This is a genomic window from Tepidiphilus thermophilus, assembly GCF_001418245.1.
Classification (GTDB): domain Bacteria; phylum Pseudomonadota; class Gammaproteobacteria; order Burkholderiales; family Rhodocyclaceae; genus Tepidiphilus; species Tepidiphilus succinatimandens.
The window spans coordinates 191,962-212,937 of the sequence record NZ_LIPU01000004.1 but is presented as its reverse complement, the minus strand read 5'-3'; the positions used below and the strand labels follow the sequence as shown (position 1 = coordinate 212,937).

Here is a 20,976-nt window from a genome sequence, read left to right as displayed (position 1 = left end):
ACCGGTTACGCCGCGTCGTCACACTGCCCGGGGAGGAATCGGGTAAAGGAAGCGGGTAGCGGTGCGCGCTCCAGGCTGCGCTGCGAAAAGAGAAAGCGCCCGTCGCACACGAATCCGAGCTCGGCCCAGGGGACCTCGTCGTTGAGCGCGGCGGCGAGCGCATCGACGTCGAGCTGCGGATCGTGGGGAAAGATCGCCAGCACGCTGCCGTCCCAGTCGCGGCAGGGGTGGACGAAGAAGGGACGCGGGGCGCGGGTGCGACCGTTCACGTACACCCGCGGCGCGTCGCTTTCTCGATGGGTGCGCCCCCATTCCCACCAGTTATGCTCATCGAAATCCCGCACGCGCCGCGCAAGGAGCCGCTCGCGAAAGGGGAGAAGCTCGACGGGCGGCGGTTCGCCGGGGCGCACGAAGCGCATGGGTCGGGTTCGGCCATCGCGCACGGTGGAGGAACAGACGAATTCGCGGTTCGCCCAGCGCGGGTCGGCGTAGATCTCGTCCGCTCCCGAGACGGCACCGACGCACACCCGTGCGATCTGCGACAGGCGTAGGGGGTACGTGCCGCGCACGAAGGCCAGATGCCCGTCGTGTTCGAGCACGGTGCGCGCTTCCCACGGCGGCGGGGCCTCGTCTTCGGGGGCGGGCAGAACGGCGGCGAGCGCCGCGAGCCGCTCCTGCCAGCCGGCCTCCCGACCCAGCTCGGCATAGCGCAGCGTGTGCGCCCGCCGGCCGCGCTCGAAGCGCCAGATGAGGCAGTTGGGCACGGCCCCGGCAAAGAGGCGCGCATCGCCCGTGTCGATCACTTCGGTGAAGCTTCCTTCGGTGAGCAACCAGCGGTTGAGCCGTCGGGCGGCGGTGGCTTTGAGGAAATCGCGCGGGGTGATGAAGATGAGTTCGCCGCCCGGTTCGAGGTGGCGCACCGCTTTCTCGATGAAGTGCAGGTAGAGATTGGCATGCCCGTCGAGCAGGTGGCTATCGAGCCGCGCAGCGGTCTCCGGCAGCACGTCGCGGCGGCGCACATAGGGCGGATTGCCGATGATGGTGTCGAACTTCTCGTGCTCGGGCAGGGCGAAGAAATCGAGGCGGCACGCCCGCGGCGGACACACGCGCGGGTCGAGTTCGCAAGCGAGGGCACCGGGTTCGAGAAAGCGCAGGAAGGCACCATCGCCGCAGGCAGGCTCCAGGACGCGCCCGCGGCGGCGGCGCAGGCACAGCATGGCGCGCACCACGGGCTCGGGCGTGAACACCTGCCCCAGCGCGTCCGGCGGAATTTCTTCTATCATGGAGCGGGATGATAGCCGATTCCGCAGCCCTGCCGCAGGAGGACAGAATGCACGATAGCGCTTGGATGACGTGCGATCCCGCCGGCCGCCGGCCAATGACGCGGCGCGAGGCGCTCAAGCTGCTGGGCGCAAGCCTGACCGCGCCGCTCTTTTCTGGCTGCGCCACTTCGCCCATCACCGGTGAGACCATCTTCGTCGGCATGAGCGAAGCGCAGGAGATCGCGCTCGACCGGAAGCTGGCGCCGCAGCAGTTCTCGCAGGATCTGGGGCCGATCCAGCAGGCGTCGGTCAATGCCTATGTGGGCGAGGTGGGCGCGAGGGTGCATGCGGTGAGCCACCGGCCGCACCTGCCCTATTCGTATCGGGGCCTGAATGCGAATTACCTCAATGCCTACACTTTCCCCGCCGGATCGGTCGGTGTGACGCGAGCCCTGCTGGTGCGGCTCGACGATGAAGCGCAGCTCGCGGCAGTGCTCGGCCACGAGATCGGCCACGTCAACGCGCGCCACTCGGCGCAGCAGCAGGCCAAGGCGATGCTGGCGCAGGTGGCGCTCACCGCGCTCGATGCGGCCACGAGCAGGAGCGAGTGGGGGCAGCTGCTGGTGCAGGGCGGCGCGCTCGGGGCGAGCGCCTTGCTCGCCTCTTATTCGCGCGAACAGGAGCGGGAGGCGGATTACCTCGGGCAGCGCTACCTGGTGCTCGCGGGCTACCCGGCAAGCGCCATGGTGCGCTTGCATCAGGTGCTGCTCGAAGAAGAAAAGAACCAGCCCGGGCTGCTCGAGACGATGTTTTCGACGCACCCCATGACGCAGGAGCGGATCCAGCGGGCGCAGTGGCTGGCCGAGACCGAGTTCGCCGACGGCGAGCGTTTCCCCGTGCAGCGCGAGCGCTTCATGGACCGCACGGCACCGTTGCGCGCGCTGCGACCGACCATCGAGCGTTGCCGTCGCGGAGAAGAGGCGATGGGGGAGAAAAAGCTCACCGAGGCCGAGCAGCACTTTCGCGAGGCGATCACACTCACGCCGGACGATTACGCCGCCAACCTGCGCCTGGCGCAGATCCTGCTCGCACGCGGCCGGCTCGACGAGGCGCGTTCCTATGCCGAGCATGCCCGCGCCGTCTATCCCCAGGAAGCGCAGGCGCACAAGGTGCTCGCCGCCGCCGCCCTGCAGCAGCGCCGCTACGAGGAGGCTCTGGTTGCGCTGGAGGCCTACGACCGCTTGCTGCCGGGGGATGCCGGCATCACCTTTCTGCGCGGCGTCTCGCTCGAGGGGCTGGGGCGGCGGCAGGAAGCGGCGCGCCTCTACGCCGACGTGCTGCAGCGCAGCGGCGGCCAGGGTCAGGCGGCGGCCTATGCCCGGCAGCGTCTGCGGCAGTGGGGCTATTTGAGATGAACGATCGTTCGAAATCCGTTTCGAACTAATGTTAGAATCGAACGGCACATTTCATTCCGCTCAGGAGAAGACCATGCCCGTTCCCGCCGCCTTCACAGGGCGTTTCCGTGTGCCGGTGATCGCCGCGCCCATGTTCCTCGTCTCCGGTCCCGAGCTCGTCATCGCCTGCTGCACCTCGGGCGTGGCCGGTACCTTCCCTTCGCTCAACGCCCGGCCGGCAAGCGAACTCGAGGTCTGGCTTTCGCGCATCGAGGAGGCGCTGGCGGCCTTCCAGCGCGAGCATCCCGACCGGCCCTGCGCGCCCTACGGGGTGAACCTCATCGTGCACCACACCAATTCCCGCCTGCAGGAGGATCTGGCCTGCATCGTGGCACACCGCGTGCCTTTCGTCATTACCAGCCTGGGTAATCCCAAGGACATCGTGGAGGCGGTGCATGGCTACGGCGGGCTCGTGTTCCACGACGTGATCCGGGCGCGGCACGCGCGCAAGGCGATCGAGGCGGGGGTCGATGGCATCATCGCCGTGTGCGCCGGCGCAGGCGGGCATGCCGGCACGCAGAGCCCTTTCAGCCTGGTGCGCGAGATCCGCGAATTCTGGGAGGGGACCTTGATCCTTGCCGGGGCGATTTCCGACGGCTACGGGGTGCGCGCGGCCGAAGTGCTCGGAGCCGACTTCGCCTATCTCGGCACGCGTTTCATCGCCACGGAGGAGTCGATGGCACCCCAGCCGTACAAGGAGATGCTGCTTCGATCGCGCGCCGATGACGTGGTCTATACCGACGCGATCTCGGGGGTCAATGCCAACTTCCTCTGGCCCAGCCTGGAAGCGGCCGGCCTCACGCCCGAGAAACTGCAGCAGCTCGCGGGCAAGGGGAAGCTGCACGACATCGGCGCGGAAGTGCGCGCCTGGCGCGACGTGTGGAGCGCAGGGCACGGCGTGTCGCTCATCCACGAGGTGGTGCCGACGGCGACGCTCGTGGAGCGGCTCGCGCGCGAATACGAAGCGGCCTGCGCCCTGCCGCGCAGCCCGGCGCTCGCCCGCTGATTCAGCGAGAGGGGCGGGAGGTTTTGCTGGCTTCCCGCTCGGCCGCCGTCGCCGGTTCTTCGCCCCTTTCTTCCTGCGCGAGCGCCGCTTCGAGCGGCGGGTGCAGCTTCACCGGCCGCTGGGCCATCTTCTGCCGCAGGCGGATGTTGAGCATCTCGACGCCGGCCGAGAAGGCCATGGCGAAGTAGACGTAGCCCTTGGGCACGTGCAGGCCGAAGCTCTCGGCAATGAGCAGCACGCCGATCACCACGAGAAAGCTCAGCGCCAGCATCTTGATGGTGGGGTGACGCTCGATGAAGGCGCTGATCGCGCCGGCGGTGAACATCATCACGACCACGGCGACGACGATGGCAGCGATCATCACTGGGATCTGGTTGACGAGCCCCACGGCGGTGATGACCGAGTCGAGCGAGAAGACGATGTCGATGAGGGCGATCTGGGTGACGATGACGGCGAAATTGGCATGTACCCGCGCCACGCCGTGCTCGTCGCTGCCTTCCAGCGCTGCGTGGATCTCCATCGTGCTCTTCCACAGCAGGAAGAGGCCGCCGCCCAGCAGGATCAGGTCGCGCCCGGAAAAGTCGTTCCCCAGCACGGTGAAGAGCGGGTCGGTGAGCCGCATCATCCAGGAGAGCGTGAGCAGCAGCGCGATGCGCGTGCCCATGGCCAGCGCCAGCCCGATGAAGCGGGCCGAGGCCTGGCGCGCCGGCGGCAGGCGCCCGACGAGGATGGCGATCATGATGATGTTGTCGACGCCGAGCACGATCTCGAGCGCGGTGAGGGTGAGGAAGGCGATCCACAAGCCGGGGTCGAGCAGGGCTTCCATGGGCACAGGGTTTCCGCGTGGGGCGATGGTTGCATTATAAATGTTCCCCTTTCGCAGCGGCACCTTTTCGCTAGAATGAGGGGACCGCGGCTCGTAGTGCCGCGTTCGATGGAGTCGATCATGCTGTGGGGTCTCACGGCCTTGCTGGCGTTGCAGCTCGCCGGTGAAGTGGTGGTGCGCTTCTTCCACTGGCCGGTGCCGGGGCCGGTGATGGGCTTGGTGTTCGCGCTCGCGCTCCTCTTTCCGTTGGGGCGGGTGCCCAAACCGGTAGAAGATGCAGGGGGGACGCTGCTGCGCCACCTCTCGCTGCTCTTCGTGCCGGCCGGCGTGGGGGTGGTGGCACACTGGGAGCGCCTGCAGCAGGCTTGGCTGGTGATCGGCGTGGTGTTGCTCGTGAGCACGCTCCTCGGTTTGGCGGTGTCGGCCTGGGTGTTCGAGCGCCTGGCGGGAGGGGAAGATGCCCTTTGAAGCGATCGCACCCTGGCGCGAGCTGTGGGTGTATCTGTCGGCCACGCCGCTCTTCAGCCTGACGATCACGCTGGCGGTGTATCTCGTCTGGGAATGGGTGCATCGGCGGGCCGGTCTGCATCCGCTGCTCAACCCCGTCGCCTGGAGCATCGCCACCCTCGGGGCGCTGCTCTTGGGTTCCGGCCTGCCTTATCCAGCCTATTTCGCCGGGGCGCAGTTCATCCACTTCCTCTTGGGCCCGGCCACCGTGGCCCTGGCGATTCCGATCTTTCACCAGCGCCGCCGCGTAGCGGCGCACGCCAAGGCGGTGGCAGTGGCGCTTCTGGCCGGTTCGGTGACGGCCGCCGGCAGCGCCGTGGCTCTGGGTGCGGCGCTGGGATTGGACGCGACCATGCTGCGCACGCTCGCGCCCAAGTCGGTGACGAGCCCGATCGCCATGGCGGTGAGCGAGCAGATGGGCGGCATCCCGGCGCTCGCGGCGGTGTTCGTCATTGTCACCGGCATCCTCGGTGCGCTCTTCGGGCCGCTGCTCTTCGCGGCGATGCGGGTGCGCTCTTCCGCAGCCAAGGGCCTGGCGCTGGGGGTAGTCGCGCACGGCATCGGCACGGCCCGAGCCATGCAGATCGATCCGGTGGCCGGCGCGTTCGCCGCCCTGGGGATGGGGCTGAACGGGGTGGTGACGGCGGTGGTGTTGCCGTGGCTAGGGTGAGAGGGGAATCGTGCCGACCATCAGCATGTTCTATGGATTGATCGTCCGAATGCTGTATATAGACGTACAGTAGCACCATTTGCCGCACTTGCATGTCGAATATCAGGGCGAAGAGGCGGTGGTGAGCATTCCGGAAGGGGAATTGCTCGAGGGAAGTCTGCCACCGAAAAAATTGCGCATCCTTCAGGCATGGATTGCGATTCACGAAGAAGAACTGATGGCTGATTGGGCGCTGGCGACGCGTGGCGAGCCTGTCTTCCCCATCGATCCGCTGAAGTGAGGAAAACGTCATGGTGCGAGTACGTTCCGTCGAGATCGAGCCGAATTTCCATCTGCGGCTTACCTTTACCAACGGTGAGACACGGTGTTTCGACATGCGCCCCTATCTCGATCTTCCTGTGTTTCGCCGGCTGCGCGATCCGGCGTTCTTTGCCCTGGCGCACGTCGAGTACGGCACCGTGGTCTGGCCGGGGGCAATCGATATCGCCCCCGAAACGCTCTACGAACGTTCTATGGCGGTGGTACGGACGGAGACATCGCATCATGCCTGAATGTAGCCACGCGATTGCGCTGAAAGTAAGTCGATGAGCAAACGGGAAACGGCCGGCGGCGCCGGCGAGCGGGTGCGCCTAGACAAGTGGCTGTGGGCGGCGCGGTTCTTCAAGACGCGCACGCTGGCGCAGGAGGCGATCGAGGGCGGTCACGTCAAGGTGCAGGGGGCGCGGGCCAAGCCCTCGCACGAGGTGAAGCCGGGCGAGCGGCTCACCATCACCATCGGCGAATACGTCTGGGAGATCACGGTAAAGGCGCTGTCGGCGCGCCGCGGGCCGGCGAGCGAGGCGCGGCTCCTCTACGAGGAGGATCCGGCAAGCCTCGCGCGGCGGCAGGAGGCGGTGGCGCGCAAGCGGGAACGGCGCGAGCCGCGCGTGCGCGGGGACGCGGTGGATAGGGCGAAGCTGCGCGCCCTCAAGCGCGGCGGCTGACTCAGGGAGCGGACGCCGGCGTTTCGCTGGCTGCTGGGGGTGCGTTCGGGGCTGCTTCTTTTTCGGTGGCGGGCTGCGTCCCCTCCGCCGTGCCCTGCTTCTCGGCGCGCGCCCGTTCACGGGCCTCTTTTTCCGCCTTCTTGCGCTCGATTTCGATCTGGCGTGCCTGGATTTCGAGCTGACGGGCCTTTTGCAGCATCTCGAGGCGCTTTTCGTGGGCTTCGTCGATGCAGGCGTTGACGAGGAAGCGCTTCTGGCACTCGATGCGGGCGCGGTCGACGATCTCGTCGGCTTCGCGGCGCAGCTGCCGCGCTTCTTCGCGCATGCGCTTGACTTCGTCGTCGGTCGTGGCGACGGTGGCGGCGACGGCGGACAATCCGAGAATGAAAAGGCCGATGAACGCGAGAGAGCGGCTCATGGAAGGATGGGCGACGGAAGAATGCGATATTCTACCCCTTCTTCACGAAAGGGGAACGGGATGCGTGATGGGCCGTGGCTGCGAGGTCTGCGGGACGGGGTTCCCATCGCCCTGGGCTACCTGCCGGTGGGGGTGACCTTCGGGGTGGTGGCCACCCAGCAGGGCATGAGCGCGATGGAAGCCACGCTCACCTCGATCATCGTCTATTCCGGAGCGGCGCAGTTCATGCTGGTGGGGCTGCTCGCGGCAGGAACGCCGATGGCGCTGACCGTCGGCTTGTGCCTGCTGCTCAACGCCCGTCATGCGCTCTACGGCCCGGCGATCGCGGCCTATCTACCGGCAAGCCCCTCGCGTCTGTCTGCTCTGGCTTTCGGGCTCACCGACGAGGTGTTCGCCGTGGCCCTTGGGCGATTACCGGCCCAGCCGGCAGCCCAGCGTCCCTTGTGGCTTGCCGGGGTAGAGGCCATGGCCTACGCGTCGTGGGTAGGCGCGAGCGCGGCCGGAGCGCTCGCCGGCGACTGGATCCGCAGCCATCTGCCGCTGCTCGCCGAATCTTTGCCGATCGCCCTGTCGGCCCTCTTCCTCGTCCTGCTGCTGCCCCATGCCCATGCGGGACGGCGCGGGGCGATTCTGGTGACGGTGGGCGTGGCCGCTGCCTTCGCCTTGGCGCAGCACGCGGCGCTAGGGCTGCTGCTCGCCGCGGTGCTCGGCGCGCTCTTGGCAGGAATCGGGGAGGTGCGATGCGCACGGAAATCCTCTTGATGCTGGTGGCGATCGGCCTGGGGACCTATGCTCTGCGCGCCTTGCCCCTCATCGGGGCGCGCCGGCTCGACCCGGCGGGCAAGGTGTTTCGCACCCTGCAACTCCTGGGGCCGATGCTCATCGCCGCCTTGCTGGGGGTGTCGGTGATCGGCGACGTGCGCGGTCATGGAGCGGGCGGTTGGCTGCCGGAACTGCTCGGCCTGGGAGCGACGCTGGCGGTGCAACGCCGCTTCGGTGGCTTCGTCGCGCCCATTCTCGCCGGCGTGGCGGCCTGCGCGCTCGGTTTGGCCCTGCTGCGCTCGTGGGGTGCCGGAATCGGGTAGAATGCCCCGCTGTCACGCGCTTTGCGGGTAGCCGGGAGTGGCCATGGAACTCGTCTGTCTCGATGTCGAAGGGGTGCTGATCCCCGAGATCTGGATCGCGTTCGCCGAGCGCACGGGGATCGCCGAATTCCGGCGTACCACGCGCGACGAGCCCGATTACGACAAGCTCATGCGCTATCGGCTGGCGCTCTTGGAGCGTCATGGCCTGCGCCTGCCGGACATCGAGGCGGTGATCGCTTCGATGACGCCGCTGCCCGGCGCCAAGGCTTTTCTGGATGCGCTGCGCGAGCGCTACCAGGTGATCCTGCTCTCCGACACTTTCCAGGAATTCGCGCGCCCGCTGATGCGCCAGCTCGGCTGGCCCACCCTGTTCTGCCATTCGCTGGAAGTGGACGACGCCGGCCGCGTGGTGGATTACCGCCTGCGCCTGCCCAATCAGAAACAAGAGGCGGTGCGTCACCTCAAGGCGCTCAATTTCCGCGTCGTGGCCGCCGGGGATTCGTACAACGACACGACCATGCTCGGCGAAGCACACGCCGGCATCCTCTTTCGCGCCCCAGAGAACGTCGTGCGCGAATTCCCGCAGTTTCCCCACGTCACCGACTACGCCGCCCTGCGCACCCTCATCGACGAATCCTTCGCCCGCCTGCGGGAGCCGGCGCGATGAGCAAGGAGCGGCACTATACGCTCACCGCCTCCTGCCCCGACCGCGTCGGGCTGGTGGCCAAGGTGGCCAGCTTCATCGCCGAGCACGGCGGCTGGATCCTCGAGACCAACCTGCACGCCGAGCCGCCCGGGCCGCTGGCGCCCAGCGGCCGTTTCTTCATGCGCTTCGAGATCCGCGCCGACAGCATCCCGCTCTTGTTGACCGAATTGCGCGAACGCTTCGCCCCGCTGGCCGAGTCGCTGGAGATGGACTGGCGCATCAGCGACTCGGCGGTGAAGAAACGCGTCGTCATCCTCGTCTCGCGCCAGGAACACTGCCTCTATGACCTCCTGTCGCGCTGGCACAGCGGCGAGCTCGACGTGGAGATCCCCTGCGTGATCTCGAATCACGAAGACTTGCGTGGCTTCGTCGAATGGCACGGCATCCCTTTTCTGCACGTGCCGGTGACGCCGGACAACAGGCCGGCGGCCTTCGCCGAGATCCGACGCCTCTTCGAGGAAGTGGGCGGCGACGTGATGGTGCTCGCGCGCTACATGCAGATCCTGCCTCCCGAGCTGTGCCGTGCCTACCCGGCGCGCATCATCAATATCCACCACAGTTTCCTGCCCAGCTTCGTCGGAGCGCGGCCCTACCACCAGGCGTGGGAGCGGGGGGTGAAACTCATCGGGGCTACCTGCCACTACGTCACCGAGGAGCTCGACCAAGGGCCGATCATCGAGCAGGACGTCATCCGCGTCGATCATTCGGATACGGTGGACGACATGGTGCGCTACGGCAAGGACATCGAGAAGACGGTGCTCTCGCGCGGGTTGCGCTATCACCTCGAGGATCGGGTGTTGGTCCACGGCAACAAAACCATCGTGTTTCGCTGAGCTCGGCATCAGGCGCGGGATTTGTGCCGCGCGGCTTGACGCAAGGTGGCGGTTTTACGGCAGAATAGCGCATACGTACGGAGGGGGCCCGACGCCGGCATGGTTCGCCGCGCCGCGGTGCGTTCGATTTTCCATCAACGATAGCGAGGTTTGCGATGAACAAAGGTGAATTCGTCGAAGCATTGGCCGATGCGCTGGGATCCAGCCGCGCCGAGGCCGAGCGGGCGCTCAACGCGGTATTGGAGCTGATCGCCGAGCGTCTGGAGAAAGGCGAGAAAGTGGTGTTCACCGGCTTTGGCTCCTTCGAAGTGACCGAGCGGGGGGCGCGCACGGGTCGCAACCCGCAAACGGGTGCAACCATCCAGATCCCGGCCACTAAGGCGCCGAAATTCTCGCCCGGTGCGGCGCTGAAGAAACGCATCGCCGGCAAGTGATACCCCCTGCGCGGCTCGTCCGCGCTCGGGGGCCTGCGGCGTGTGTGTCCGCAGGCTCTGGACGACCCCGCCGCGGGTCGTCTTTTTTTCAGGGGTTGCCGTGACGACTGCGCTCGATCCGCGCACTGCCCGCCTCATTCCTTGGATCGTCGCCTCGGCATTCTTCATGCAGACGCTCGACGGCACGATCCTCAACACCGCGCTGCCGGCGATGGCCGCATCGCTGGGCGAGAGCCCCTTGCGCATGCAGGCGGCGGTCATCTCCTACCTGCTGACGGTCGCGCTGCTCACGCCGCTCTCCGGCTGGCTCGCCGACCGTTTCGGCCCGCACCGCGTCTTCATCGTCGCCATCTTCCTCTTTTGCCTCGGGTCGCTTGCCTGTGCGCTTGCGCCCTCGCTTTCCTGGCTCGCGGCTGGACGCGTGGTGCAGGGTGGAGGTGGGGCCTTGATGATGCCGGTGGGGCGGCTCATCATCCTGCGCGGCTACCCTCGTCGGGAGCTGGTGCGCGTGCTCTCCTTCGTGACGATCCCCGGACTGGTGGGGCCGCTCATCGGCCCCACGCTCGGCGGCTGGCTCGTCGAATACGCCAGCTGGCACTGGATCTTCCTCATCAACCTGCCCGTGGGGGCGGTCGGAGCGTGGGCAGCGCATCGCTGGCTGCCGCGGCTCATCCCCGTGGCGCGCGCACCCTTCGACGTGTGGGGGTTCGTGCTGATGGGCGCCTCCATGGTGACGATTTCGCTGGCGCTGGAGGGACTGGGAGAGCTGGCCTTTGCCCATGCGAAAGTAATGCTCCTGCTGGTGGCGGGGCTCGCCTGCCTTGCGGGGTACTGGCTGCATGCCGCACGTCATCCGAGTCCACTCTTCAGCCTGCGGCTCTTCCGCACTCCCACCTTTGCCGTCGGCATTCTTGGCAATCTCTTCGCGCGCCTGGGCAGCGGCGCCATGCCTTTCCTCGTGCCGCTCTTCCTGCAGGTGGGCTTGGGCTACAGCGCGGCGGTCGCCGGCATGACCATGATCCCGATGGCGGCGGCGGCGATCGCGGCCAAGGCCGTCGGCACGTCCTTGATCGCCCGTTTCGGCTATCGCCGGGTTCTCCTCGTCAACACCGCCTTGCTGGGGCTGTCGATGATGGCCTTTGCGCTGATCGACCCTGCACGGCCCGTGGCGCTCCTCTATGCCCTGCTCGTTGTTTTCGGCGCCATCAATTCCCTGCAATTCACGGCCATGAACACGCTCACGCTCATCGATCTGGCGCCGGAGCAGGCGGGCAGCGGCAACGGACTACTTTCGGTGGTGCAGCAGCTGGCGATGAGCCTGGGGGTGGCGGTGGCCGCGGCCTTGCTGGGCGGTTTCACCAGTCAGCACGGGGGTATGCCGGAGGCGGGTACGACGCTGGCAGCGTTTCACGCGACCTTCCTGTGCGTGGGTACTCTCACCTTGCTCTCGGGGCTCGTCTTCCTGCAGCTCGGCCCTGACGAGGGACGGCCGGGCGAGCTTCCCCGGTCGGACGAGTCGATCGGCGAAGGGTGAGATTTTTCTTGCGTCAGGAAGCAAGGTGCGCTATGATTGTAAAAGTTGTGCCACACAGTCGATGGAATCTCACCGGATCTTCCGATCCGCTTCTCCTGGGGACTGTCGCCACAGCCCCGTCGCGCTTGCGTGAATCTTCGTCGCGCTGCTCCTGATGCCGTATGCCACGGCAGCCTCGGTCTTTTGTTTCCGGGTTTCGGGCGAGCGCCCGCGCATTCGACGGTAACTCGCCGTGCCGCTGCCTTGTCGCGGCGGAAACGGCCTTTCCGACTCCGAAACTGGAATCATGATGACCGAAACCAACGTATCGACTCCTTCCCTTTCCTTCGCCGATCTGGGCCTGCCGGAGGCGCTCGTCGCCGCGGTGGCGCAAAGCGGCTACACGACGCCCACCGAAGTGCAGGCGCGCGCCATCCCGGCCGTGCTCGCCGGGGCCGACCTGCTCGCCTCCTCGCACACCGGCAGCGGCAAGACCGCGGCCTTCGCCCTGCCGCTCTTGGCGCGCCTGGCGCTGCCACGGCGCCACTCTGGGCACGGGGCTCGCGTGCTGGTGCTCACGCCCACCCGTGAGCTCGCACAGCAGGTGGAGAAATCCTTCCGCACTTACGGCCGCGGCCTGCGGCGCCTGAAGACCGTGGTGCTGGTGGGCGGCATGCCCTTCGGCCCGCAGCGGCGCGACCTCTCCGGCCCGGTGGACGTGATCGTGGCTACGCCCGGCCGCCTGATGGATCACATGCAGCAAAGAACCGTGTCGCTCGACGGCATCGAATCCTTGGTGCTCGACGAGGCCGACCGCATGCTCGACATGGGCTTCATCGACGACATCCGCGCCATCGCCGAATCCTTGCCCGCTTCGCGCCAGACGCTGCTCTTCTCCGCCACGCTCGACGGCGTAGTGGGGCGGCTCGCGCTCTCGCTCACGCATGAGCCGCAGCGCATCGAGATCACCACGACGCCGGTGCAGGAAGCCAAGATCGAGGAGCGGCTCATGCTCATCGACGGCTTCGAACACAAGCATCGCCTGCTGGAAAAGATCCTGGGTGACGGCGAGCTGCAGCAGGCGGTGGTCTTCACGGCGACGAAGCGCAGCGCCGAGGATCTCACCGAACGCATGATCGGCTGGGGCGTGCGCGCTGCGGCCTTGCACGGTGACATGACCCAGCGCGCGCGCACGCGCACGCTCGACCGGCTGCGCCGCGGCGAAGTGCAGGTGCTGGTGGCCACCGACGTGGCGGCGCGCGGCATCGACGTGGCAGGTATCTCCCACGTGATCAATTTCGATCCGCCGCGCCAGGCCGAGGACTACGTGCATCGCATCGGCCGTACCGGCCGCGCGGGGCGCAGCGGCGTGGCGATCACCCTCACGCACCCCAACGAGATGCGCACCATCGGCGCGATCGAGCGCTTCACCGGTAGGCGCTTGGCCGAGCACGTGATCGAGGGGCTGGAGCCGCGCGCACCGCGCCGTCCGGCCGGTGCGGGGCGTGGAGGGTTCGAGGGTTCGCGCGGAGGCAAACCCTCCGGTCCGCGCACCCCGGCGCCGCGGCGCAGCGAGGATTCTCCGCGACGCTGGGGCGATGCACCCCGCAGCCACGAAGGCCGGCAGGAGCGAGCGGCGGCCCCGCGTGCGTACGGCGAGACGGCGCCGCGCTCGGAGTTCGAGCGCCGGGTGCGGGGCGACGACGGCGATCGTCGCACCTTGGGCGTATCCGGCGAGCGCAAGCCGCGTAGCAGCTGGGGCAATAAGGACCACCATCCCCAGCGCGACGGCGAAGGCTGGGGACGCCGCCGCCGCGATCGCTGAGCACGCGACCCTCGCTTGCGGCGAAGGCTGGGGGCGCTAGAATAGAGCCCTTCTCCCTCGGGAAGGGGATGCCCTCATGTCTTCGCTGCGCCAGCAGTTCTTCGTCCGTTTCTGGCCGCCGATCCCCACGCTCGTCGCGTTGGGGGTCGCTTCGGCCTATTATTTTGCCCTCACCGGAACCTTCTGGGCCGTTACTGGCGAGTTTACCCGCTGGGGCGGGCACGTGCTCGCCTGGTTCGGTCTGAGGCCGCAGGAATGGAGTTACTTCAAACTGCTGGGGTTACAGGGCACGCCGCTCGATCGCGTCGACGGCGTGATGGTGCTCGGCATGTTCCTCGGGGCGCTGTGCTGCGCCCTGTGGGCGGGCAACGTGGGTCTGCGCCGCCCCACCAGCCTGCGCCGGCTCATGCAGGGGCTCATGGGCGGGATCATCGCCGGCTTCGGGGCGCGTCTGGCGATGGGCTGCAACCTCGCGGCTTTTTTCACCGGCATCCCCATGTTCTCGGTGCACGCCTGGGCCTTCATGTTTTCCACCGTCTTGGGCGCCTGGCTCGGGGTGAAGATCACCCTCTTGCCTTTTCTGCGCCATTCCCTGCGCGTGCAGGCCGGAGGCTCGACCCTGCCCGACCCGGAAGCGCTCGCGCAGCGAACCGAGCGGCAATGGCGCCTAGGCTGGGGCTTGCTCGCGCTCTCCTTGGCCCTGGCGGCCTGGCGCTTCGAAGCCTCGCTCGCGCTGGGGATGGCGTTCCTGTTCGGCTTGGCCTTCGGCGGCCTGATCGAACGGGGGCAGATCTGTTTTACCAGCGCCGCGCGCGACCTGTGGACCACCGGCCGCACCAAGGTCGCTTATGGCATTTTGCTGGGCATGGCCGCCGCCTGCATTGGCACGTTTGCGGCGATCCGGCTCGGCGTGGCGCCCAAGATCTTCTGGATGGGCCCGAACGCAGTGGTGGGCGGTGTGCTCTTCGGCCTGGGTATCGTGCTCGCCGGCGGCTGCGAGACGGGCTGGATGTACCGGGCGATGGAAGGGCAGATGCATTTCTGGGTGGTGGGTGTCGGCAACGTGATCGGGGGAACGCTCGTGGCCGCTTTCTGGGACGAACTGGGCGGTGCGCTCGCCCTGCCTTATCCCAAGCTGAACCTGCTGGAGCTCTTCGGCCCCGTGGGTGGGCTCCTCGTCACCTATCTCGGTCTGGCGTTATCGCTCGCCCTCGTCGCCGCCAATGCCCGGCGGTTCTCTCATGCAAGGAAAACCCGATGAATACCGAACGCAAACCCGATCTCTCGCTCGACCTGCGTGGCGAGCATTGTCCCTACAACGCCATCGCCACCCTCGAGACCCTGCGCACCATGCAGCCGGGGCAACTCCTGGAGGTAGTGACCGATTGTTCGCAGTCCTTCCATGGCATCCCCGAAGATGCCACCCGCCATGGCTACCATTGCCTAGCGGTGGAGCAGCATGGGCCGCTCTTTCGCTTCCTCATCGAGGTGCCGGCGCCCGACGCTGGGTGAAGCCGGTCTGGGTGGGGCAATGCTTCTGCCCGATCAGCGGCTGGGGGTACGCGCGGCGCGCACTTCGTCGGGGCGCAGCGCCGCGGCGTACTTGTCGAGCACGCCGTTGATGAACTTATGCCCGTCGGTGCCGCCGTAGCGCTTGGTGAGCTCGATCGCCTCATTGAGGATCACCTTGTAGGCGGTCTCGGGGTGGGCGTGCAGCTCCACCGCGGCGATAAGCAGCACCGCGTGCTCCACCGGCGAGAGCTCTTCGACCCGCCGGCGCAGGAAAGGGGTGAGCTCCGCGCGCCAGAGGTCGGCGCGGGAGACGGCGCCGCGCAGCAGCTCCAGCATCAGCTCGTGGTCTGCCCCGGGAAAGTCTTCGTCGTGGGCGAGCTGCGCCTCGATCTGGGCAAGCGGGTTGTCGGACAAGAGCCACTGGTAGGTGCCTTTGAGGGCGAGCTCGCGGGCGAGCCGCCGACGCTGGCGGCGCGGGGCGCGGTCTTCTTCGGTGGGGGTGAGCGGTTCTTCGTTCATCGGATCGCTTTGCACAGGTTGGCCATTTCCACTGCGGCGCGGGCGCAGTCGCGTCCTTTTTCGCTCATGCGGGCGAGCGCCTGTTCGTCGGTGTCGGTGGTGAGTACGCCGTTGGCGATCGGCAGCCCCAGATCGAGCGCGACGCGGGTGATGCCGGCGCCCATCTCGTTGGAGACGAGCTCGAAGTGGTAGGTTTCGCCGCGGATCACGGCGCCGAGCGCGATGAGCGCATCGAACCGCCCCGTGCGGCCGAAGGTCTGCAGGGCGAGCGGCAGTTCGAGCGCGCCGGGGACGGTGGCCAGGCGCAGGTCGGCCGGATCCACGCCGAGGCGGCGCAGCTCGGCGACGCAGGCCGACAGCAGCCCTTCGCCTACGTCCTGGTTGAAACGGCTCATCACCACGGCGATGCGCAGGCCCCGGCCGTCGAGGTTTTCATCATATTCGAAGAGGTCGTCGTAACGGGCCATGGTCATCCTTTCGCGGCGGGGGGGTCTTCGAAACCCGTGATCTCCAGACCGAAACCGGAGAGGTTGGGAAAGCTCATCGGGTGCGACAGCAGGCGCATCTTGCCCACGCCCAGGGCGTGCAGGATCTGTGCGCCCACGCCGAGCAGCCGCGGATCCCAGGCGCGGCGGCGCGCCGGCGTCTGCGTGAGCACTTCGAGTAGCTCCTGTCCGCTTTGCGGACGGTGCAGCATCACCATGACTCCAGCGGGGCTCGACGCGATGCGGCGCAGCGCCTCGGGCACCGGTACCGAATGGCCAGGGGCTTCGGGGGCGAGGAAGTCGAGCACCGAGATGGGCTCGTGCACCCGCACCAGGGTTTCGCGGTTTGCTTCGATTTCGCCGTGCGCCGCGGCGAAATGCACTTCGCCCGTGGTCTCGTCTTCGAAGGCGTAGAGGGTGAAGTCGCCGTAGGCGGTGGAGACGGTCCGCTCGGCCGCCTTGCGCACCAAGGTCTCGGTACGCAAGCGGTATTGGATGAGGTCGCGGATGGCGCCGATCTTCAGGCCGTGTTTCTTGGCGAATTCAATGAGGTCGGGCAGACGCGCCATCGAGCCGTCTTCGTTGAGGATCTCGCAGATGACGGCGGCCGGTTCGAACCCGGCCAGTTGCGCCAGATCGCAGCCGGCCTCGGTGTGCCCGGCGCGGATGAGCACGCCGCCCTTGCGCGCCATGAGGGGGAAGATGTGCCCCGGCTGGACGATGTCTTCCGGCTTGGCGTGGCGGGCCACCGCCGCGCGCACGGTCTGCGCCCGGTCGTGCGCCGAGATGCCGGTGGTCACCCCGCGCGCCGCTTCGATCGAGGTGGTGAAGGCGGTTTCGTAGGGCGAGCGGTTGTCCTGCACCATGAGTTTGAGGCCGAGCTGCTTGCAGCGCTCTTCGGTGAGCGTCAGGCAGATGAGGCCGCGGCCGTATTTGGCCATGAAGTTGATCGCCTCGGGGGTGACGCACTCGGCCGCGAGCACGAGGTCGCCTTCGTTTTCCCTGGCCTCGTCATCGACGAGGATCACCATGTGGCCTTGGCGGATCTCGTCGATGATGGTCTCGATGGGGCTGATCCCTTCGCTCGCGGCGGGAAGCGCTGTGGAGGTATGGGGTTCGTTCATGAGGCGGGGTTCCTTCCAGCGTATTCGAGCACGCGTGCGCAGTAGCGCGCGAGCGGGTCGACTTCGAGATTGACGCGCGCGCCGGGCGAGAGGTTCTTGAGCGTGGTCACCGCCAGGGTGTGCGGAATGAGGTTGATGGCGAAGGTGCAGGAGCCGTCGGGTTCGTCACGCACGGCATTGACGGTGAGGCTGACGCCATCGACGGCCACCGAGCCTTTGCGGGCGAGAAAAGGGGCAATCGCCACCGGGGCGCGGATCTCGAGCAGCGTGCTACCGCCCACGGGAGCGAAGCGCTCGACCGTGCCGATGCCGTCGACGTGGCCGGTGACGAGGTGCCCGCCGAGCGCATCGCCCAGTCGCAGGGCTTTTTCGAGATTGAGCTCGCGTCCGGGTTCGTTCAAGCCCACCGAGCAGGCGAGCGTCTCGCCCGAGATGTCGTATTCGAGCACCGTCCCCTGCCGCGCCACCACGGTCAGGCACACGCCGCTGTGGGCGATGCTGTCGCCCAGGCGCACGTCCTCGAGCTCGAGCGCGCGCGAATCAACGGCGATGTGCACGCCATCGGCGAGTGGCGTGACGGTGAGCACGCGGCCGATGCCCATCACGATACCGGTAAACATGGCATTCTCGCAGATCGGCAAAGAGGGGATTTTACGGGAAAGCAGCCGGTTACGGGTAAAATCGGCCAAACCCTACACGGAGTAGAACCATGGCTCGCAATCAAGTTCCGCCGATGGATCCGGCCTCACTCTATCGCGAAGAGCTCTATCTCGACCGCCGCGTTGGCTCGATTCGCCGCCTGATCCCCGTCACCGTCGAGGGCGCACCCGATCCCGCCCGCGCGGAGGTCTTCAGCGGCTCGATCACCGTGATGACGCCCATGGGGGCTTTGCCCATCAGCTTCGAGATTGCGGCCAAGACCTTGGCCGAGGCGGTGGCCGGCTTTGCCGCAGCCGCCGAGAAGAAGATCGAGGAGACGATGGACGAGCTGCGCCGGCTGGAGCTGGAGCAATCCTCGCTGCTCGCGCAGAGCGCGCTGGCTGGCACCGACCTGCGCGGTGGCGGCCCCGGTGGGGCGGGCGGCCTGGGCGGTCTGGGCGGCGGAGGGCTCATCCTTCCCTGATGCGCGTCGCGCTTCGTCCCCATCCCGAGTCCGCGGCGCTCGGCGAGTTCGTCCTGGAGGTCGAGCTCGAGCGCCAGGAGGGAGCGCTTCTGCTCGGCTACACCCTGCAGGGGGAGCTGGAGCGACTGCGCCTCCCCGATGTCGGCGCGGTCCTGCCGCTGCAGCGGTTGTGGGCGCACACCTGCTTCGAGCTCTTTCTCGCCCGTGAAGGCGGCGGTTACCGCGAATTCAACTTCTCGCCCAGCGGCCAATGGGCGTTCTACGCTTTTTCCGCCTATCGCCAACCCACACCAACGCCGGAACCTCCCGCTCCTTGCCAGCGCTGGCACCGTGCGCCGAGCTGCCTGAGCCTTCGAGTTCGCCTCTCCCCTGAATCTTTGCCCTCCGGACGGGGGGCGCTGCGCCTGGGCCTTGCCGCCGTGCTCGAAGGGCATGGGGGAGCATTTTCCTGGTGGGCGCTGGCGCATCCGCCGGGTCGGCCGGATTTTCATGCACCCGAAGGGTTCGCGCTGCGGTGGGAGGGGTGAGGCTTCTTGAGCGGGGGGCGCGGCTTCGGTATTGACAGCGAGCCTCTTTCGCGCGACAGTCAAAATAAATTGCAGAGGCCACCGCATGGCCTGGAAGAGGGGGAGCATGGAGACGAGGGATCGTGGGGTGCCGGGCCCGTTGGCGCCGCTGCTCGAGGCGCACCGCGGTCGGCCGGGGGCATTGCTGCCGCTCTTGCACGCGGTGCAGGAGGCGGTGGGGTATGTCCCTCCCGCTTGGGTGCCGTCCATCGCCGAGGCGCTCGATCTGTCGCGCGCCGAAGTTCATGGCGTGATCCGCTTCTATCCCCATTTCCGTCAAACGCCTGCCGGTGCGCATCGCGTGGTGCTGTGTCGGGGGGAATCCTGTCTCGCCCGCGGCGCCGAGGCGCTGATCGCGCAGGCCGAGCAGCGTCTGGGCGTGCCCTTGGGCGGAGACACGCCCGACGGCCGCTTTTCCCTGGAGGGCGTCTATTGCCTGGGGTTGTGCGGCTGCTCGCCGGCGGCGATGCTCGACGGGCAGGTCCATGGCCGGCTCACGCCGCAGCGGCTCGACGCGCTTCTGGCGACGGCGCAGGAGCGGCCATGAATCCGCCCCGGGAAACCCCGACGGTGGTCTATGTGCCGCGCGATGCGGCGGCGCTGGCCGTGGGCGCCGACGTGGTGGCCGGGGCGATCCACGCCGAGGCCGCGCGGCGCGCCTTGCCGGTGCAGATCAAGCGCACCGGTTCGCGCGGTCTCTTCTGGCTCGAGCCGCTCGTCGAGGTGGCCACGCCGCAGGGGCGTATCGCCTATGGGCCGGTGCAACCGGAAGACGTGCCCGATCTCTTCACAGCCGGTTTCCTCTCCGGCGCGTCGCATCCCTTGCGCCTCGGTTCTCCCGAGGCCCTGCCGTATCTGCAGGGACAGGATCGTCTCCTGCACGCCCGCCTGGGCGTGATCGAGCCCGACCGTGTGGACGACTATCTCGCCACGGGGGGCTATCGCGCTCTGGAGCAGGCGCTCGCGTTGGAGCCGCCCGAGCTCGTCGCGCAGGTGCAGCGTTCGGGGCTGCGCGGGCGCGGCGGCGCGGCCTTTCCGGCCGGCATCAAATGGGACACGGTGCGCCGCGCTCCCGGTCCGACGAAATACGTGGTGTGCAATGCCGACGAGGGCGATTCCGGCACCTTCGCCGATCGCATGGTGCTGGAGGGCGATCCGTTCTCGCTGATCGAAGGCATGACCATCGCCGCACTCGCGGTGGGTGCCACCCAGGGCTACGTCTATCTGCGCGTGGAATATCCCCATGCGTATCGCACCCTGACGGCGGCGATCGAGCTGGCCCGGGCCCGCGGTTATCTGGGGCCGGACGTATGCGGCAGTGGGCGCGCCTTCGAGCTGGAGGTGCGCGTGGGCGCCGGGGCCTACGTCTGCGGCGAGGAGACGGCGCTGCTCGAAAGCCTCGAAGGCAAGCGGGGTCTGGTGCGGGCCAAGCCGCCGCTGCCGGCCCTGGCCGGACTTTTCGGCCGCCCTACCTTGGTGCATAACGTCCTCACCCTCGCCACCGTGCCGGTGATCCTGGCCGAGGGCGCCGAAGCCTACCGCGACTACGGCTGCGGCAACTCGCGCGGCACGCTTTCACTGCAACTGGCGGGAAACGTGCGCCGTCCCGGTCTGGTCGAGAAAGCGTTTGGGATGAGCCTGGGTGAGCTCCTCTACGACTACGGCGGCGGCACCGCCAGCGGCCGGCCGATCCGCGCGGTACAAGTCGGCGGGCCGCTCGGTGCCTACCTCTCGCCTTCGCACTTCGACCTGCCGCTCGACTATGAAACCTTCGCCGCGGCAGGGGCCATGCTGGGACACGGCGGCATCGTGGTGTTCGACGATACCGTGGACATGGCGCGCATGGCGCGGCACGCCTTCGCGTTTTGCGCCGACGAATCCTGTGGCAAGTGCACGCCCTGCCGCATCGGCTCGGTGCGCGGACGCGAGGCGCTCGAGCGCGTGCTCGCCGGGGGACCTGTCGAAGCCGAACTCGCCCTGGTGCGCGAGCTCGCCGCGACGATGCGCGATGCCTCGCTGTGCGCTCTGGGCGGCATGACGGCGTATCCCGTACTGGGCGCACTCGAGCATTTTCCCGAGGATTTCACGGCGCGCGCCCGCTCTGGGCGTCCGGTACAGGGGTAAC

Annotated in this window: 27 protein-coding genes; 20 read left to right on the top strand and 7 right to left on the bottom strand. The window is 67.7% G+C overall.

Annotated elements, in window-relative coordinates; translation table 11 throughout:
- Positions 1–5: 5 nt before the first annotated feature.
- The gene (locus tag ASC37_RS05375; RefSeq protein WP_055423388.1) at positions 6–1,283 is read right to left on the bottom strand and encodes an HsdM family class I SAM-dependent methyltransferase; all 1,278 of its coding nucleotides are present in this window, start codon (positions 1,281–1,283) and stop codon (positions 6–8) included.
- Between the two features lie 47 nt (positions 1,284–1,330).
- Here ASC37_RS05375 and ASC37_RS05370 point away from each other — a divergent pair, with 47 nt between their 5' ends.
- Both ASC37_RS05370 and ASC37_RS05365 read left to right on the top strand, forming a co-directional pair.
- Positions 1,331–2,677 (top strand): M48 family metalloprotease, encoded by a 1,347-nt coding sequence (locus ASC37_RS05370; protein WP_198289017.1) that lies wholly within the window; start codon positions 1,331–1,333, stop codon positions 2,675–2,677.
- A 73-nt stretch (positions 2,678–2,750) separates the two neighbouring features.
- Entirely contained in the window at positions 2,751–3,722 is a 972-nt protein-coding gene (locus ASC37_RS05365; protein WP_055423387.1) for an NAD(P)H-dependent flavin oxidoreductase, read from the top strand.
- 1 nt (position 3,723) lies between these two features.
- Here the strand turns inward: ASC37_RS05365 and ASC37_RS05360 are convergent, their stop codons facing one another.
- Positions 3,724–4,548: a TerC family protein gene (locus tag ASC37_RS05360; protein WP_072247933.1), complete on the bottom strand. Its 825-nt coding sequence runs from the start codon at positions 4,546–4,548 to the stop codon at positions 3,724–3,726.
- A gap of 120 nt (positions 4,549–4,668) precedes the next feature.
- On the opposite strand from ASC37_RS05360, the gene ASC37_RS05355 reads away from it, so the two are divergent.
- The 5 genes from ASC37_RS05355 to ASC37_RS05335 all read left to right on the top strand — a co-directional run bounded on the left by ASC37_RS05355 (position 4,669) and on the right by ASC37_RS05335 (position 6,708).
- Positions 4,669–5,016, top strand: a complete 348-nt coding sequence (locus tag ASC37_RS05355; protein WP_055423406.1) for a CidA/LrgA family protein — start codon at positions 4,669–4,671, stop codon at positions 5,014–5,016.
- A complete protein-coding gene (locus ASC37_RS05350; protein ID WP_176697457.1) occupies positions 5,006–5,725 on the top strand; it encodes an LrgB family protein in 720 nt (239 codons plus the stop codon). Before ASC37_RS05355 ends, ASC37_RS05350 begins: the two co-directional genes overlap by 11 nt.
- A gap of 79 nt (positions 5,726–5,804) precedes the next feature.
- Positions 5,805–6,005 carry a DUF4160 domain-containing protein gene (locus ASC37_RS05345; protein WP_198289016.1) on the top strand — a complete coding sequence of 67 codons (201 nt, stop codon included), beginning with the start codon at positions 5,805–5,807 and terminating at the stop codon, positions 6,003–6,005.
- A 10-nt stretch (positions 6,006–6,015) separates the two neighbouring features.
- The gene (locus tag ASC37_RS05340; RefSeq protein ID WP_055423386.1) at positions 6,016–6,276 is read left to right on the top strand and encodes a DUF2442 domain-containing protein; all 261 of its coding nucleotides are present in this window, start codon (positions 6,016–6,018) and stop codon (positions 6,274–6,276) included.
- Between the two features lie 33 nt (positions 6,277–6,309).
- Entirely contained in the window at positions 6,310–6,708 is a 399-nt protein-coding gene (locus ASC37_RS05335) for an RNA-binding S4 domain-containing protein (protein WP_055423385.1), read from the top strand.
- 1 nt (position 6,709) lies between these two features.
- On the opposite strand, the gene ASC37_RS05330 is transcribed toward ASC37_RS05335, so the two are convergent.
- Positions 6,710–7,126, bottom strand: a complete 417-nt coding sequence (locus tag ASC37_RS05330) for a hypothetical protein (RefSeq protein ID WP_055423384.1) — start codon at positions 7,124–7,126, stop codon at positions 6,710–6,712.
- A gap of 60 nt (positions 7,127–7,186) precedes the next feature.
- Here ASC37_RS05330 and ASC37_RS05325 point away from each other — a divergent pair, with 60 nt between their 5' ends.
- From ASC37_RS05325 to yedF, 9 genes are all read left to right on the top strand, one after another.
- Positions 7,187–7,888, top strand: coding sequence for an AzlC family ABC transporter permease (locus ASC37_RS05325; protein WP_055423383.1), 702 nt, complete (start codon positions 7,187–7,189; stop codon positions 7,886–7,888).
- The gene (locus tag ASC37_RS05320) at positions 7,867–8,211 is read left to right on the top strand and encodes an AzlD domain-containing protein (RefSeq protein WP_055423382.1); all 345 of its coding nucleotides are present in this window, start codon (positions 7,867–7,869) and stop codon (positions 8,209–8,211) included. Before ASC37_RS05325 ends, ASC37_RS05320 begins: the two co-directional genes overlap by 22 nt.
- Before the next feature lie 43 nt (positions 8,212–8,254).
- Positions 8,255–8,878 (top strand): bifunctional phosphoserine phosphatase/homoserine phosphotransferase ThrH, encoded by a 624-nt coding sequence (thrH, locus tag ASC37_RS05315; protein WP_055423381.1) that lies wholly within the window; start codon positions 8,255–8,257, stop codon positions 8,876–8,878.
- Complete coding sequence (purU, locus tag ASC37_RS05310; protein ID WP_055423380.1) at positions 8,875–9,750, top strand: formyltetrahydrofolate deformylase; 876 nt, start codon at positions 8,875–8,877, stop codon at positions 9,748–9,750. The genes thrH and purU overlap by 4 nt, the downstream gene beginning before the upstream one ends.
- 155 nt (positions 9,751–9,905) lie before the next feature.
- Positions 9,906–10,184, top strand: a complete 279-nt coding sequence (locus tag ASC37_RS05305) for an HU family DNA-binding protein (RefSeq protein WP_055423379.1) — start codon at positions 9,906–9,908, stop codon at positions 10,182–10,184.
- A gap of 100 nt (positions 10,185–10,284) precedes the next feature.
- Positions 10,285–11,718: a multidrug transporter subunit MdtD gene (mdtD, locus tag ASC37_RS05300; RefSeq protein WP_055423378.1), complete on the top strand. Its 1,434-nt coding sequence runs from the start codon at positions 10,285–10,287 to the stop codon at positions 11,716–11,718.
- Positions 11,719–12,007: 289 nt separating this feature from the next.
- On the top strand, positions 12,008–13,522 hold the full coding sequence (locus ASC37_RS05295; protein WP_072247932.1) for a DEAD/DEAH box helicase: 1,515 nt from the start codon (positions 12,008–12,010) through the stop codon (positions 13,520–13,522).
- 76 nt (positions 13,523–13,598) lie between these two features.
- Positions 13,599–14,783 carry a selenium metabolism membrane protein YedE/FdhT gene (gene yedE, locus ASC37_RS05290; protein WP_055423377.1) on the top strand — a complete coding sequence of 395 codons (1,185 nt, stop codon included), beginning with the start codon at positions 13,599–13,601 and terminating at the stop codon, positions 14,781–14,783.
- The gene (gene yedF, locus ASC37_RS05285) at positions 14,780–15,034 is read left to right on the top strand and encodes a sulfurtransferase-like selenium metabolism protein YedF (protein ID WP_055423376.1); all 255 of its coding nucleotides are present in this window, start codon (positions 14,780–14,782) and stop codon (positions 15,032–15,034) included. Before yedE ends, yedF begins: the two co-directional genes overlap by 4 nt.
- Positions 15,035–15,067: 33 nt before the next feature.
- Here the strand turns inward: yedF and nusB are convergent, their stop codons facing one another.
- Genes nusB through ASC37_RS05265 form a run of 4 tightly spaced genes read right to left on the bottom strand, consistent with a single transcriptional unit; the run spans position 15,068 to position 17,782 of the window.
- Entirely contained in the window at positions 15,068–15,553 is a 486-nt protein-coding gene (nusB, locus tag ASC37_RS05280) for a transcription antitermination factor NusB (protein ID WP_055423375.1), read from the bottom strand.
- Positions 15,550–16,020: a 6,7-dimethyl-8-ribityllumazine synthase gene (ribH, locus tag ASC37_RS05275; protein ID WP_055423374.1), complete on the bottom strand. Its 471-nt coding sequence runs from the start codon at positions 16,018–16,020 to the stop codon at positions 15,550–15,552. The genes nusB and ribH overlap by 4 nt, the downstream gene beginning before the upstream one ends.
- A 2-nt stretch (positions 16,021–16,022) precedes the next feature.
- Entirely contained in the window at positions 16,023–17,162 is a 1,140-nt protein-coding gene (gene ribBA, locus ASC37_RS05270; RefSeq protein ID WP_055423373.1) for a bifunctional 3,4-dihydroxy-2-butanone-4-phosphate synthase/GTP cyclohydrolase II, read from the bottom strand.
- On the bottom strand, positions 17,159–17,782 hold the full coding sequence (locus ASC37_RS05265) for a riboflavin synthase (RefSeq protein WP_055423372.1): 624 nt from the start codon (positions 17,780–17,782) through the stop codon (positions 17,159–17,161). The genes ribBA and ASC37_RS05265 overlap by 4 nt, the downstream gene beginning before the upstream one ends.
- An 89-nt stretch (positions 17,783–17,871) precedes the next feature.
- On the opposite strand from ASC37_RS05265, the gene ASC37_RS05260 reads away from it, so the two are divergent.
- The 4 genes from ASC37_RS05260 to ASC37_RS05245 all read left to right on the top strand — a co-directional run bounded on the left by ASC37_RS05260 (position 17,872) and on the right by ASC37_RS05245 (position 20,975).
- Complete coding sequence (locus tag ASC37_RS05260) at positions 17,872–18,285, top strand: hypothetical protein (protein WP_072247931.1); 414 nt, start codon at positions 17,872–17,874, stop codon at positions 18,283–18,285.
- Complete coding sequence (locus ASC37_RS05255; RefSeq protein WP_055423370.1) at positions 18,285–18,812, top strand: DOMON-like domain-containing protein; 528 nt, start codon at positions 18,285–18,287, stop codon at positions 18,810–18,812. Before ASC37_RS05260 ends, ASC37_RS05255 begins: the two co-directional genes overlap by 1 nt.
- A 106-nt stretch (positions 18,813–18,918) precedes the next feature.
- A complete protein-coding gene (locus ASC37_RS05250) occupies positions 18,919–19,398 on the top strand; it encodes a formate dehydrogenase subunit gamma (RefSeq protein WP_055423369.1) in 480 nt (159 codons plus the stop codon).
- A complete protein-coding gene (locus ASC37_RS05245) occupies positions 19,395–20,975 on the top strand; it encodes a formate dehydrogenase beta subunit (RefSeq protein WP_055423368.1) in 1,581 nt (526 codons plus the stop codon). Before ASC37_RS05250 ends, ASC37_RS05245 begins: the two co-directional genes overlap by 4 nt.
- The last annotated feature ends 1 nt before the right edge of the window (position 20,976 follow it).

Coding starts and splice junctions, on each gene's coding strand:
- ASC37_RS05375 (WP_055423388.1), bottom strand. CDS start 1,283: ATGATAGAAGAAATTCCGCCGGACGCGCTGGGGCAGGTGTTCACGCCC.
- ASC37_RS05370 (WP_198289017.1), top strand. CDS start 1,331: ATGCACGATAGCGCTTGGATGACGTGCGATCCCGCCGGCCGCCGGCCA.
- ASC37_RS05365 (WP_055423387.1), top strand. CDS start 2,751: ATGCCCGTTCCCGCCGCCTTCACAGGGCGTTTCCGTGTGCCGGTGATC.
- ASC37_RS05360 (WP_072247933.1), bottom strand. CDS start 4,548: ATGGAAGCCCTGCTCGACCCCGGCTTGTGGATCGCCTTCCTCACCCTC.
- ASC37_RS05355 (WP_055423406.1), top strand. CDS start 4,669: ATGCTGTGGGGTCTCACGGCCTTGCTGGCGTTGCAGCTCGCCGGTGAA.
- ASC37_RS05350 (WP_176697457.1), top strand. CDS start 5,006: ATGCCCTTTGAAGCGATCGCACCCTGGCGCGAGCTGTGGGTGTATCTG.
- ASC37_RS05340 (WP_055423386.1), top strand. CDS start 6,016: ATGGTGCGAGTACGTTCCGTCGAGATCGAGCCGAATTTCCATCTGCGG.
- ASC37_RS05335 (WP_055423385.1), top strand. CDS start 6,310: ATGAGCAAACGGGAAACGGCCGGCGGCGCCGGCGAGCGGGTGCGCCTA.
- ASC37_RS05330 (WP_055423384.1), bottom strand. CDS start 7,126: ATGAGCCGCTCTCTCGCGTTCATCGGCCTTTTCATTCTCGGATTGTCC.
- ASC37_RS05325 (WP_055423383.1), top strand. CDS start 7,187: ATGCGTGATGGGCCGTGGCTGCGAGGTCTGCGGGACGGGGTTCCCATC.
- ASC37_RS05320 (WP_055423382.1), top strand. CDS start 7,867: ATGCGCACGGAAATCCTCTTGATGCTGGTGGCGATCGGCCTGGGGACC.
- thrH (WP_055423381.1), top strand. CDS start 8,255: ATGGAACTCGTCTGTCTCGATGTCGAAGGGGTGCTGATCCCCGAGATC.
- purU (WP_055423380.1), top strand. CDS start 8,875: ATGAGCAAGGAGCGGCACTATACGCTCACCGCCTCCTGCCCCGACCGC.
- ASC37_RS05305 (WP_055423379.1), top strand. CDS start 9,906: ATGAACAAAGGTGAATTCGTCGAAGCATTGGCCGATGCGCTGGGATCC.
- ASC37_RS05295 (WP_072247932.1), top strand. CDS start 12,008: ATGACCGAAACCAACGTATCGACTCCTTCCCTTTCCTTCGCCGATCTG.
- yedE (WP_055423377.1), top strand. CDS start 13,599: ATGTCTTCGCTGCGCCAGCAGTTCTTCGTCCGTTTCTGGCCGCCGATC.
- yedF (WP_055423376.1), top strand. CDS start 14,780: ATGAATACCGAACGCAAACCCGATCTCTCGCTCGACCTGCGTGGCGAG.
- nusB (WP_055423375.1), bottom strand. CDS start 15,553: ATGAACGAAGAACCGCTCACCCCCACCGAAGAAGACCGCGCCCCGCGC.
- ribH (WP_055423374.1), bottom strand. CDS start 16,020: ATGGCCCGTTACGACGACCTCTTCGAATATGATGAAAACCTCGACGGC.
- ribBA (WP_055423373.1), bottom strand. CDS start 17,162: ATGAACGAACCCCATACCTCCACAGCGCTTCCCGCCGCGAGCGAAGGG.
- ASC37_RS05265 (WP_055423372.1), bottom strand. CDS start 17,782: ATGTTTACCGGTATCGTGATGGGCATCGGCCGCGTGCTCACCGTCACG.
- ASC37_RS05260 (WP_072247931.1), top strand. CDS start 17,872: ATGGCTCGCAATCAAGTTCCGCCGATGGATCCGGCCTCACTCTATCGC.
- ASC37_RS05255 (WP_055423370.1), top strand. CDS start 18,285: ATGCGCGTCGCGCTTCGTCCCCATCCCGAGTCCGCGGCGCTCGGCGAG.
- ASC37_RS05250 (WP_055423369.1), top strand. CDS start 18,919: ATGGAGACGAGGGATCGTGGGGTGCCGGGCCCGTTGGCGCCGCTGCTC.
- ASC37_RS05245 (WP_055423368.1), top strand. CDS start 19,395: ATGAATCCGCCCCGGGAAACCCCGACGGTGGTCTATGTGCCGCGCGAT.